Raw genomic sequence first — 12,970 nt, forward strand, 5'->3', positions numbered from 1 at the left:
TATTTTCTAAATATAAATATGGTATAGTATTTTAGAATATTTATTTTATTAGAATGAAGGTGAGATGAGTTGGCTAATGAGGTGAAAAAACAAGGGTACACAAAAGGGAAATTAATTGGGTTATTTCTCGGTCCAATACTTGCATTAATTGTCTTCTTTTTATTACCAAGTGATATGATTGGTTATGAGGGAAGGGTAGTTATTGCTAGTATTATGATGATTGGTACGTATTGGGTGACAGAGGCAGTACCGATGGCTGTTGCGTCTTTATTACCGTTGGTTCTTATTCCGTTATTTGGCGGTGCCCCGATTGATGTGGTTTCAAGATCTTACGGAGAATCCGTTATTTTTATGTATATGGGTGGATTTATTCTGGCGATTGCCATTGAAAAATGGAATTTACACAGAAGGATTGCACTCAATATTATTGACATGATTGGAACGTCAAGCCATAAAATTATTCTCGGTATTATGCTTGCCACAGGATTGTTAACAATGTTTATATCGAATGCTGCGACTGCATTAATGATGTTACCAGTTGCATTAGCTTTAATTTCGGAAATGCGTGATAAGAAAATTTTAGAAGGACAAAATATTGACTTTTTTGCTAAGTCGATCTTACTTGCTGTTGCCTATACAGCAACAATTGGCGGTTTGGCTACACTGGTTGCGGCTGTTCCAAATGCTGCGCTCGCGGGTATTGCTAAGATTCAATTTGATGTAGAGGTCACCTTTTTGCAATGGTTAATCTTTGCAGGTCCAGTTGCGCTGATCATGTTTGTTTTCTTATATTTCTATTTAACGAAAATGAAATTTAAAGTAAATGCTGAGAACCAAACAGAAGTCTCTTTTATTAAGGAAGAGAAAAGAAATCTTGGGAAGGTAAAAACCGAAGAGTGGGTTGTTATTACTGTCTTCTTATTAACAGTTTCTTTATGGGTAGGCAAACCGGCTATTTCTTGGGTTGCAGATCAAGTAAGTTTCCTATCATTCTTAGGAAGGTTGGGTTCATTACCTGACGCAAGTATTTCTATGATGGGTGCTATTCTCTTATTCTTCTTACCGAGTACAAAAGGTGAGAGAATCTTAGAGTGGGGAGATTTAGCGAAACTACCATGGGGTGTATTAATCTTGTTCGGTGGTGGTTTAGCGTTAGCATCAAGTCTTGAGCATTCGGGTGTGAATGACTTTATTGCTGTGGCATTACAAGGATTAGAAGCGTATACGCCGTTTATTATTATTCTTTTACTTGTTGTCATTGTACTAGGTATGACAGAAATATTATCAAATACTGCTGTTGCTAACCTCGTTTTACCTATTTCGGCAGGTTTAGGTGTGGCTATTGGAATTGATCCTTTAATTATGATGGCTGCTGTTGCCTTAGCGGCGGGATCTTGTTATATGCTTCCTGTTGCAACTCCACCGAATACCGCTGTTTTTAGTGCGGGTGAACTGGAAGTAGCTGATATGGCTAAAGCGGGTATATGGCTAAATGCAGTTAGTGTGGTCGTGATTACATTAGCAGTATATTACTGGATGCCAATCGTCTTTGGTATTACGATATAAAAAGAGACCCCGTTATATTTTGACGGGGTCTTCTCTGTGTTATTTGATGACTTGTAGCTCTTTTGGAAATTTTGTTAATGGTATAGCTCCGTCTTTTGTTAAAACGAGATCGTCTTCGATACGGACACCAGCAACTCCTGGAACGTAAATACCTGGTTCGATTGTATACACCATGCCTTCTTGTAGGAGCAAGTCATTTGTTTCTGTTAATGAAGGATATTCATGGACGGAAATACCAAGTCCGTGACCAAGGCGATGTGGGAAGTAGTCGCCATATCCTGCATCTGTAATGATTTTCCTTGCCGCTAAGTCAACCTCTGATGCTTTTACACCCGGTTTGCAGGCTGATATTGCGGCTAATTGTGCCTTGAGCACAGTGTCATATATTTCTTTTTGTTTCTCATTTATTTCACCAAAAGCAACCGTTCTAGTAATGTCAGAACAATAGCCCTTCCAAACAACACCAAGGTCAAATAGAACAAGATCGCCTTTTTGAATTTTCGTCATACCAGGTGTACCATGCGGTGATGCCCCGTTTTTACCAGTTAAGACCATTGTCGAAAAGGACATTTCATTAACGCCTTTTTTCTTTAATTCATATTCGATTGTCGCCAATACTTCAAGCTCTGTTTTCCCCTCAGCAATGGCAGCACAGCCTGTTTCAATAGCGAAATCTGCAAGTGCAGTAGCTTCTTTAATAATCGCAAGCTCTTCTTCACTCTTTACCATGCGTAATGTACGAAGCTTTTCTTCAGCGGATACCATATTTGCATGAGGGTAAAGTTCTTTCACAGCTTCATAACGTTCAACATTCATATGTTCTTTTTCAATCGCTATTTTATTAACTGTAGAAATACGTGAAACAATGGCATCATTAATCATTGTCCACGGATTCTCGATATCTGTATATCCGATAATATCGCCATTCCAACCTGCGTTTTTTGCATCCTCTATTTCCATTTTTGGACAGACAAGGAAAGGGTCAGCATCTTGAAAAACGGCTAATCCTAGTAAACGCTCATTAGGATCACTGTGAAAAGAGCTCAAGTAAAATACATTTTCTGTTGATGTAATAAAAGATACATCAATATTGTTTTCTTCCATCCATGATGATAATATATCCATTCTTTGCTTCATGGTAGTCCCTCCTGGTCTTTATGTAGTAAGCTATAAGCAAGCGTATCAACTATATATGAAAAAGTAAACTTTTTGAACTGTTTAAATTGAAAGAAATAAGGGAAGAAACAGGATAACTTCATATTTATGTTGAAAAAATTACATAGGAAAAATAGAAAGGAGAATTATTTGTGAAAGTATCATTTCATGGTCATTCAATTGTAAAAGTACAAACAGAGGATAAAACCATTTTATTTGATCCATTTATTACAGGTAATGAATTAACAGACCTTAAAGTTGAAGAAGAACAACCGGATGTTATTATCGTGACACACGGACACGGTGATCATTTAGGAGACACCATTGAGCTTGCTAAGAAAAATCAATCGCTAGTGATATGTAATGCAGAACTCTCATACTATTTAGGCTTCCATGGTATTGAAGCACATGGCATGAGTATTGGTGGTGCTTATGATTTTGATTTTGGTAAAGTGAAATTAACACCAGCTTTACATGGGACAGGGCTCGTAACTGAGGATAACCAAATTGTCTATTTAGGCATGCCGGCAGGTGTCCTGCTAACGATTGATGGTAAGACAATTTATCATGCAGGAGACACAGGTTTATTTTCAGATATGAAATTAATTGGAGAGAGACATCCGATTGATTTAGCATTTATCCCGATTGGTGATAATTTTACAATGGGACCAGAGGACGCTGCTTATGCAGTAGAGTTACTACAACCGAAACAAGTCGTTCCAGTTCATTACAATACATTCCCGCCAATTAAACAAGATCCACACGCTTTTGCTAAATTAGTAAAAGGATTTGATGTAAAAGTAATGGATGCTGGAGAAGTTGTTGAGTTATAGAAAGTATTTATGATAGAAACTGAGTTCATGCCACAGATGACTGTCTGTGGTATTTTTAATTTCAATTTGGGACCCATCGAGGTACTTTTTTTCATAGAGAATGTGCGTAAACGAAAACAAGTGAGTAAATTTCAATTTTCTTTTATATCGTGGGCTTAGTGTTGAAAAGATAACGGGGACCTGATCCACACTATTTTACATAATAGATACACTAGTAATGAAGTCTATTACTGGTCATTTCCGCCTGCTTCTCTGCATAAATATAGATTATGAGAGGAGAGGATGAGATGAGGAGATATCGTTATATTATTTGTTTATTGCTGGCAGGTGCTATGCTCTATTACGCAGTTCCTCGTTTAGATGTTTATAGCGGTGGTCTTGAGGGAGTTTTTACAATTTCCTGGTTAGCATTTGCATTGATTGTTATTGCTGGAAATTTGACAGCCTTATTATATGAGCCGAAATCGAAGGCAAATGTAAGAACAAGGCGAAAAGTAGTTACATCTAATCGTAAACGAATGAGGTCTTATTAATAATATTGCTCGTTCGTTGAACATCACAACTTTTCATTCTATAATAAGCATATGAAGGATGAAAATAGAGGGTGATGTCTTGGCTACAAAGCATGAACAGATTTTACATTATATTGATGAATTACCAGTCGGAGAAAAAATTTCCGTTAGACAAATTGCAAAGGCACTCTCGGTGAGCGAGGGTACAGCTTACCGTGCCATTAAAGATGCTGAAAATAAAGGGTATGTGAGTACGATTGAAAGAGTCGGTACCATTAGAATAGAAAGAAAGAAGAAAGAAAACTTTGAAAAGCTTACTTACGCAGAAGTTGTCAATATCGTTGATGGACAAGTGCTAGGAGGACGAGCAGGACTCCATAAAACATTGAACAAATTCGTAATCGGTGCGATGAAGCTAGAAGCAATGATGAGATACACGGGTGCCGGGAACTTACTAATCGTCGGAAACCGTACGAATGCCCATGAACTAGCGTTAAAAGCTGGAGCTGCCGTTCTTATTACGGGTGGGTTTGATACGGAAGAAGAAGTGAAGCGGATTGCCGATGAATTAGAGTTACCAGTGATTTCAACAAGCTACGATACTTTTACAGTAGCAACGATGATTAACCGAGCAATATATGATCAGTTAATTAAGAAAGAGATTGTGTTAGTAGAAGACGTGCTTACGCCTATCAATCAAACGATTAGCTTGCAAACCACAGATACGATTGAAGATTATTTAAAGCATAATCGAGAGACGAGTCATAGTCGCTTCCCGGTGGTTGATCAGCATATGAAGGTTCAAGGAATGGTCACCTCCAAAGATATTATGGGGCATAAAACAGATACCCCTATTGAAAAAGTCATGACGAAAAACCCGATGACAGTTGGTGGGAAAACAAGTGTGGCTTCTTCCTCACATATGATGGTTTGGGAAGGAATTGAACTCCTCCCGGTTGTGGACCAATCGCATAAGTTAGAGGGGATTATTAGTCGCCAGGATGTGTTAAAGGCGCTCCAGGTCATTCAACGACAACCGCAAGTTGGTGAAACAATTGATGATACGGTGACAAACCAGCTCGTATTAGCGAATGGAAAAACAAAAAATGAAGCGATGTATCGCTGTGAAGTTACACCCCAAATGACGAACCATATTGGTTCCATCTCATATGGTGTTTTCACGACAATAGTGACAGAAGCCGCTAATCGCGTTTTACGCATGTACAAAAAAGGTGACCTAGTGGTTGAAAATATGACTATATACTTTCTAAAACCAGTACAAATCGAGAGTATGCTTGATATTTTTCCAAGAGTGCTTGATGTAGGGAGAAAGTTTGGAAAAGTAGATGTAGAAGTCTTCAATGGTGGGATATTGGTTGGAAAAGCGATGATGATGTGTCAATTAACAGAAAGATAAGCACGATCGGCTAGTTGATGATACATCTTTTACAAGATAGAACATCAACTAGACCGAGTTTACTTACTACCTTACAATCCTCAGCCTTCACAGGTAAAATTGTAAGGTTTTAGTTTTGGTTAGATTTAATCCATTCTGATTCTTCAATCGCACGAGGAAGAAAATACTTATAAGCTTTCATACCAGCCCAAATACTGTCCGCCTATAATGATAAAAATAGCGGAGATGACGTATGTTATCGTGCCACTGTAAAGAAATAGCTGATTGATACCGAAAAAGAAAATAAAGGCACCTAGCGCCATACGTGATTTAGCAGAAATCCACTCTTTTTCTGCAGGACGTTTAGAGCGTACGTATTTCACTTTATAGAATACGTACAAAGCAAAAGATAGCGCAATAAAAACTGCAAGTACAAGCATGTACAAACCTCCATAAATGAACATATGTCTTTATTTTAACTTCTGTAAGAGGAAATTGCTAGAAGAGAGAGAATAATTATTATAATTGCAAGATGCTTTTCTTTCTTGTGCGTTATTTGAGAGGAGTATACAATGAAGAATAAAATCCTGTCCGCGATCAAAATGTATGACAAAATCATTATCCATCGTCATATTCGTCCAGATCCAGATGCCTACGGATCGCAAGGTGGGTTGGCAGAAATAATAAAAGCTTCTTTTCCACAGAAAGAAGTTTATACAGTGGGGCAAGAGGACGAAACTCTTGTTTATTTGCGTAAAATGGACAAGATAAGTGATGAAGTCTATGAAGGAGCTTTAGTGATTGTTTGTGATACCGCCAATACAGAGCGCATTAGTGATCAACGTTACACAAAGGGTGATCTATTAATAAAGATTGATCATCACCCTAATATGGATCCGTATGGAGATATCCTTTGGGTGGATACAGAGGCAAGCTCTGTAAGTGAAATGATTTATGAGTTTTTTTTAAGTGGACAAAAGAATGGTTTAGTAATGACAGATGAGGCAGCAAGGCTGATTTTCGCTGGCATTGTCGGTGATACAGGGAGATTTATCTATCCGAGTACAACGAATAAAACCTTTGCTTATGCAGGTGAACTAATTAAATATCAATTCTCACGGACAGAGCTTTTCGATAGAATGTATGAATTAGCACCAAATTTAATTCAGCTTCAAGGTTATATTCTACAACATTTTCAAATGCTTGATAGTGGAGCGGCAGTGGTGAAAATGGACAGTCGTTTATTGCAAAAATATGAAGCTACACCTGCTGAGGCGTCGGTTCTAGTTGGTGAGCTCGGCCATGTAAAGGGAATGAAGGCATGGGTGTTTTTTATTGAAGAAGAAGATCAAATTAGAGTGCGATTCAGGTCGAAAGGTCCGATCATTAATCAACTAGCACGATGCTATAAAGGCGGGGGACATCCATTTGCAGCAGGTGCATCTATATATAGTTGGGATGAAGCCGAAAATGTGATTTCCGCCTTAAATGACATTTGTGAATCGTGGACCATATAGTAATTAAAAGAGGTTGGGCAATTAATTTAATAATAGCTCAACCTCCAATACGAGTGTCGTATCTATTATAATGGATTGAATATCAGCTCGGTAACGTTTCCCATTAATGGGGTGGGTTTTATTCACAATAATCCGTTTAACGAGTTCGATACTTTGTCCGACGCTTTTTATATCCCGCGCCATTAAAATACTGATATCTTCTTTGATTGCATCCTCCGTTTGATAGAGACTGTATTCGTCTAAATTATATTTCTTAAGCGCAGATTGGTCGATCTTAACAACGATCTCTTGAACGGTTAATAATTCTTCGTTTTCTTTATTTAATTTTTTAAATTCCTTCTGCCATATCTCCTTTTCATTTTCTAATTCCTTAATTTCTGCTTCCTGAGTGTGGATTTCTAAACTATAACGCTCTTGCCATTCACCGAAAATGTAGACGAACACACACCAACTTAATACGCCTCCAATAGCCATTCCAGCAAAAAAACGCTGCCAAGAAGGTCTGCGATAATACGGGGGAATTCTCATTTAGGTAAATGCTCCTGAGTTAGCCAGATGATGATTTGAGCACCTGTTTGAGCTCCACCAAATGCTGAGAGAATCAAGAGACATTGCTTAATAATATCTTTCGTTTGCCCATCAAGGACACCACGCTCAAAACTATATACCGTATCAAAAGTCCCTCCAATAGCAGCGATAATTGCCCAAATTCTAATAGAATTAGATAGATTGAAAATTTCTGTTAAGGGAGGTTTCCCTGTGAAAAATGCGGCAATGCCACCGATGATTGAACCGCCAATCAAAACACCAAGAGCAATAAAATAACTTTCTAAAAGAGAAGCAAAGAAGGGTTGCTCATTCATTTACATAACCGCCTTTAAGTGATGAATTCTCTCTATTCCATCATATGGACGAACATCATAAATTATGTTTATTCTTAAATGAATTCAAATGCGAATGTACAATGATAGTTTTCATTAAGAAACAAACGTTCTATAATAAAAGAAGAAGAAAAATAAGGGTGTGAGAAAGTTGTCTTTTATTCACTTGCAAGTATATAGTGCCTATAGTTTACTAATGAGCACAGCTAGTGTGGAACAACTCGTAGCAGATGCCAAAGTAAAAGGGTATCCAGCAATTGCCCTTACAGATAGAAATGTAATGTACGGGACAGCAGAGTTTTATAATGAATGTAAAAAAAATAATATTAAACCTATTATTGGGTTGACTGTCGATATTGAAAAGGAACATGAAGAAGGGATGAACCCAATAGTATTATTGGCGAAAAATAACCAAGGTTATCAAAACTTACTCAAAATAACGAGTAGTCTGCAAACGGCAGCAGAAGGCGGGCTCCCGCTCAAGTGGTTGAGGGCCTATTCAAGTGGATTAATTGCTTTAACACCTGGTATAGAAGGCGTAATTGAGAATTACCTGCTAGAAGACCGTTATCCGGATGCTGAAAAATATGCTCGTATGTTTAAAGAGATTTTTTCTGGTGACTTTTATCTTTCTATGCAAAGACATGGGCTAGAAGAGGAAGAGAAATTATTGCCGTTGCTGAAGAATTTATCAGAGCAAAGTCATATACCTCTAGTTGTGACAAATGCTGTTCATTATTTAAATAAAGAAGATGCCTTTGCGCAACAATGTGCATTGGCTATACGCAATGGAGAAAAATTAGAAGACGAGAGTTGGGAAAGATTACAATCTGATCAATATTTTTTAAAGCGTGTCAAAGAAATGGTGGACCTTTTTGTAGAAGAGGAAGAGGCTATTATCCAGACGAATAGGATTGCCAGTGAATGTCATGTGGAGATGGACCTTGGCATAAAAAGCTTGCCGAAATTCCCCACTGAGGGCGATATGACAGCCGATCAACAGTTAGAGAAGCTCTGTATGAAAGGGTGGGGTGAGAGGTATCCTGATGGAAATGAGGAAGCCAGGAATCGCCTTTTATATGAGCTTTCTATTTTGAAGAAAATGAACTTTAGTGATTATTTTTTAATCGTTGCTGACTTTATGCAGTTTTGTAGAAGAGAAAAAATTTTCACTGGACCAGGACGCGGTTCGGCTGCCGGCTCAATTGTGGCATATGTGCTTTATATAACAGATGTTGATCCGATTCGTTACAATTTGCTTTTTGAACGGTTTTTGAACCCTGAGCGGATTTCTATGCCTGATATTGATATTGATTTTCCTGACCATCGCAGAGATGAAGTAATCCAGTATGTGGCGGGCAAATATGGTCAGCAACATGTCGCGCAAATCATTACGTTTGGAACATTAGCAGCTAAGGCGGCACTCAGAGACGTTGGGAGAGCTTTTGGCTTAAACTCAAAGGAACTTGATCAGTTATCTCGTGCAGTACCTAGTCGACTGGGTATTACCTTAAAATCAGCTTGGCAAGAGTCACATTCTTTGCAGACATTGATTAATCAATCATCATTATATAAAAAATTATTTAATACAGCTTTAAAGCTAGAAGGATTGCCTAGACATACTTCTACACATGCTGCTGGCGTTATCATAAGTGAGCGCCCTCTCGTTCAAGTGGTACCAATTACGGGGGGGCATGGAGATGTCTTTCTTACACAATTCTCAATGGAGCACTTAGAAGATCGTGGCTTATTAAAGATGGACTTTCTTGGTTTACGTAATTTGTCTCTTATTGAAAATATTTTGCAGTCTATCAAAAAGAGAACAGGGAAACTTATTTCAATCAAAGAAGTGCCACTTCAGGACCAAAAAGCTTATCAATTACTATCTAGAGGAGAAACAACAGGAATTTTTCAATTAGAATCAAGTGGGATGAGAAATGTATTAAAGAAACTGCAACCGACTACATTTGAGGATATTGTTGCAGTTAATGCATTATATCGTCCAGGCCCAATGGAGAATATTCCATTATTTATTGCGAGAAAGCATGGTGAGGAGGAAATTACCTATCCTCATCAAGATTTAGAAGATATATTGAAGCCTACCTATGGTGTCATTGTTTACCAAGAGCAAATTATGCAGATCGCAGCAAAGATGGCAGGATTTTCACTAGGGGAAGCGGACTTATTAAGAAGGGCCGTAAGTAAGAAGCAAGAAGAAGTTCTGAATAAAGAAAGAGCACATTTTGTGCAAGGTGCGATTACCCAAGGATATACAGAAGAAACAGCCAATCAAATATATAATTACATCGTCAAGTTTGCTAATTACGGATTTAATAGAAGTCATGCAGTAGCCTATAGTATGATTTCTTATCAACTGGCCTATTTAAAAGCCCATTATCCGCTACATTTCATGGCGGCATTGTTAACCTCAGCTATTGGTAATGATGCGAAAATAGCCCAATATGTAAATGAGGCGAAGCAATTGGGGATTTCTATCCTACCCCCTTCTATTAATAAAAGTATCTTTTCTTTCCAGGTGGAAAATGAAGGAATTCGCTATAGTTTAGCAGCAGTGAAAACGATTGGGGTAAATGCTTGGAAGGAAATTGTTCGAGTGAGAGCAGGTAGAGCATTCCAAGATTTATTTGATTTTTGTTTACGTATGTCAGGAAAAGTGTTCAATAGGCGAATGCTTGAAATGCTTGTTCATTCCGGGAGTTTTGATGAGTTTGGTGAGGATCGAGCGACACTACTTGCTAGCTTAGATATTGCCTTAGAGCATGCGGAGTTAGTTCAGCCAGATGATGAACAATTTGATATGTTTAGTGAAGAGGAATTCTTTCCTAAACCGAAATACGCAACTGTTGAAGAGATTCCCTTATTAGATAAACTTGCTAACGAGAAGGCGGCTTTAGGGTTATATCTTTCAGCGCATCCAGTAACGACCTATGAATCATTCTTCCCGTTGTTAAAATCTCAAACACTTCAATACATTGAGAGTCAAGAGAGAAAAGCCATTGTTCAATCAGTTGTGTATATCTCAGAAGTGAAGAAAATTAGGACGAAAAAAGGAGAAGCGATGGCATTTTTACATCTTAGCGATCAGACTGGAGATATGGAAGCAGTCGCTTTTCCGAAAATCTATAATAAATATTCTTCTTTTATTCAAGCTGGCGATATTGTTTTTATGAAAGGCGAAATTGAGGTAAGGAATGAAAAAAAACAATGGATTATTAGAAGTGTTGAGAAGGTGGAAGAAGTGATTGAGAAGGAAGAATCAAAGCCACCTACCCTCTACATTAAAGTGACGAAAGAGAATGAATCAGATGAGAAATTGACTTTGTTAAAAGAAATTTTACATTATGAAGTAGGGCAATCACCTGTCGTTTTATTCTATGAAAATGATCGGCGGTCTATCAAATTAAGTCAAGATGAGTATGTATCATACAGCGAAAAATTGACTGAACGCTTAAAAGGATTATTTGGAAGAGAGAATATTGTTTTTAAGCGTTAGCCTTTACAAGTTTTTCAGATATGTTATATTGTTATCATAAACTGGTCAGACCACCATGAAGTTGATTTTTAAAGAATCTGCTTAAAGTACTGCTTTCATTTCCTTGTTTATAGGTGAATGGGTCTCTAGTACTGAAGTAATTCTTATTAATGAATACTGAATCATTTTTCTAGTATATGTTTAATGTGCGGTCGACTGCTATTTTATAACGTTCAAGGTATTTAGTTGTTTTAGCTAACATTCTTGATATATGTGATGAAGAGAAATTTTACATTAAGAAGAGAAGAGACAACTAGTATTTGCGTTTGTGAAGAATTCCAAGAAAGCACTAAGGGGTGTAGGTCATGTCATTAAGAGATGAAGCATTAAATATGCATAAGGTTCATAAAGGTAAATTAGAATCTAAATCAAAAGTAGCTGTTACAAATGCGAAAGAGTTAAGCTTAGCTTATTCTCCCGGCGTTGCAGAGCCATGTAAAGAAATCTATGATAAACCAGAAACGGTTTATGATTATACAATGAAAGGCAATATGGTAGCGGTCGTTTCTGATGGGACTGCTGTTCTTGGTCTTGGTAATATCGGACCAGAAGCAGCATTACCAGTAATGGAAGGGAAAGCTGTGTTATTTAAAAGTTTTGCAGGTGTTGATGCTTTTCCAATTTGCTTGAATACCAATGATATTGATAAGATTGTAGATACGGTAAAACTAATGGAGCCAACATTTGGCGGGGTGAATTTAGAGGATATTGCAGCACCGAATTGCTTCTATATTGAAGAACGCTTGAAAAAAGAGACAAATATTCCAGTGTTCCATGATGATCAACACGGGACGGCCATTGTAACTGTTGCTGGACTTGTCAATGCACTTAAACTTGCTGGTAAAAAGATGAGCGAAATAAAGGTAGTTGCAAACGGTGCTGGTGCGGCAGGTATTGCTATTATTAAATTGCTATACCGTTATGGTGTAAGAGATATTATTATGTGCGATACAAAGGGTGCTATTTATGAAGGACGTCCAAACGGGATGAATGATATTAAGAGTGAAGTTGCACGTTTCACAAACCGTGACCAAGTTAAAGGTACTTTAACGGATGCAATAAAGGATGCAGATGTATTTATTGGTGTATCAGTAGCGGGCGCTTTGACAGCTGATATGGTACAATCAATGAACGACAAGGCAATCATTTTTGCCATGGCTAATCCAACACCAGAAATCATGCCAGAAGAAGCAAAAGCTGCTGGAGCGCTTGTTGTTGGTACAGGTCGTTCAGATTTCCCGAACCAAGTAAATAATGTTCTTGCCTTCCCAGGGATCTTTAGAGGTGCTTTAGATGTTCGTGCGACTCATATTAATGAGCATATGAAAATTGCTGCGGTTGAAGCAATTGCTGAATTAATTGCTGAAGAAGACTTACATTCTGATTATGTCATTCCAGCTCCATTTGATCCGCGAGTGGCACCTGCAGTAGCATCTGCGGTAGCTAAATCAGCTATGGAAACGGGCGTAGCTAGAATCAAAGTTGACCCAGAAGAAGTGAAGCATAGAACAGCACAACTTGCAGCTATCGGAAAAGATAAATAACGATAGGCGGTGG

General features: G+C 37.9%; 10 protein-coding genes and 1 pseudogene. 7 read left to right on the forward strand and 4 right to left on the reverse strand.

Going from position 1 to position 12,970, the window contains the following annotated elements; translation table 11 throughout:
* The first annotated feature begins 69 nt into the window (after positions 1-69).
* Positions 70-1,566 carry an SLC13 family permease gene (locus H9655_RS00895; RefSeq protein ID WP_225230361.1) on the forward strand — a complete coding sequence of 499 codons (1,497 nt, stop codon included), beginning with the start codon at positions 70-72 and terminating at the stop codon, positions 1,564-1,566.
* A gap of 39 nt (positions 1,567-1,605) precedes the next feature.
* On the opposite strand, the gene H9655_RS00900 is transcribed toward H9655_RS00895, so the two are convergent.
* The gene (locus tag H9655_RS00900; RefSeq protein WP_191810003.1) at positions 1,606-2,703 is read right to left on the reverse strand and encodes a M24 family metallopeptidase; all 1,098 of its coding nucleotides are present in this window, start codon (positions 2,701-2,703) and stop codon (positions 1,606-1,608) included.
* A gap of 170 nt (positions 2,704-2,873) precedes the next feature.
* On the opposite strand from H9655_RS00900, the gene H9655_RS00905 reads away from it, so the two are divergent.
* From H9655_RS00905 to H9655_RS00915, 3 genes are all read left to right on the forward strand, one after another.
* Positions 2,874-3,554 carry a metal-dependent hydrolase gene (locus H9655_RS00905; protein ID WP_191810005.1) on the forward strand — a complete coding sequence of 227 codons (681 nt, stop codon included), beginning with the start codon at positions 2,874-2,876 and terminating at the stop codon, positions 3,552-3,554.
* A gap of 287 nt (positions 3,555-3,841) precedes the next feature.
* A complete protein-coding gene (locus H9655_RS00910) occupies positions 3,842-4,087 on the forward strand; it encodes a hypothetical protein (RefSeq protein ID WP_191810007.1) in 246 nt (81 codons plus the stop codon).
* A 79-nt stretch (positions 4,088-4,166) separates the two neighbouring features.
* On the forward strand, positions 4,167-5,483 hold the full coding sequence (locus H9655_RS00915) for a CBS domain-containing protein (RefSeq protein WP_191810009.1): 1,317 nt from the start codon (positions 4,167-4,169) through the stop codon (positions 5,481-5,483).
* 109 nt (positions 5,484-5,592) lie between these two features.
* Here the strand turns inward: H9655_RS00915 and H9655_RS00920 are convergent.
* Positions 5,593-5,902, reverse strand: a pseudogene (locus tag H9655_RS00920) (YtpI family protein).
* Positions 5,903-6,034: 132 nt separating this feature from the next.
* On the opposite strand from H9655_RS00920, the gene H9655_RS00925 reads away from it, so the two are divergent.
* Positions 6,035-6,979, forward strand: coding sequence for a DHH family phosphoesterase (locus H9655_RS00925; protein ID WP_191810011.1), 945 nt, complete (start codon positions 6,035-6,037; stop codon positions 6,977-6,979).
* Positions 6,980-7,000: 21 nt separating this feature from the next.
* Here the strand turns inward: H9655_RS00925 and ytrI are convergent, their stop codons facing one another.
* Together ytrI and H9655_RS00935 are read right to left on the reverse strand one after the other, a co-directional pair.
* Positions 7,001-7,507 carry a sporulation membrane protein YtrI gene (gene ytrI, locus H9655_RS00930; protein WP_095372297.1) on the reverse strand — a complete coding sequence of 169 codons (507 nt, stop codon included), beginning with the start codon at positions 7,505-7,507 and terminating at the stop codon, positions 7,001-7,003.
* Positions 7,504-7,842, reverse strand: a complete 339-nt coding sequence (locus tag H9655_RS00935) for a YtrH family sporulation protein (RefSeq protein ID WP_191810013.1) — start codon at positions 7,840-7,842, stop codon at positions 7,504-7,506. Before H9655_RS00935 ends, ytrI begins: the two co-directional genes overlap by 4 nt.
* A 160-nt stretch (positions 7,843-8,002) precedes the next feature.
* Here H9655_RS00935 and dnaE point away from each other — a divergent pair, with 160 nt between their 5' ends.
* Both dnaE and H9655_RS00945 read left to right on the forward strand, forming a co-directional pair.
* Positions 8,003-11,374, forward strand: a complete 3,372-nt coding sequence (gene dnaE, locus H9655_RS00940) for a DNA polymerase III subunit alpha (RefSeq protein ID WP_318245429.1) — start codon at positions 8,003-8,005, stop codon at positions 11,372-11,374.
* A gap of 344 nt (positions 11,375-11,718) precedes the next feature.
* Complete coding sequence (locus H9655_RS00945) at positions 11,719-12,957, forward strand: NAD(P)-dependent malic enzyme (RefSeq protein ID WP_191810018.1); 1,239 nt, start codon at positions 11,719-11,721, stop codon at positions 12,955-12,957.
* Positions 12,958-12,970: the final 13 nt, after the last annotated feature.

The organism is Cytobacillus stercorigallinarum (assembly GCF_014836495.1).
In the GTDB taxonomy this organism is placed as follows: Bacteria; Bacillota; Bacilli; order Bacillales; family Cytobacillaceae; genus Cytobacillus; species Cytobacillus stercorigallinarum.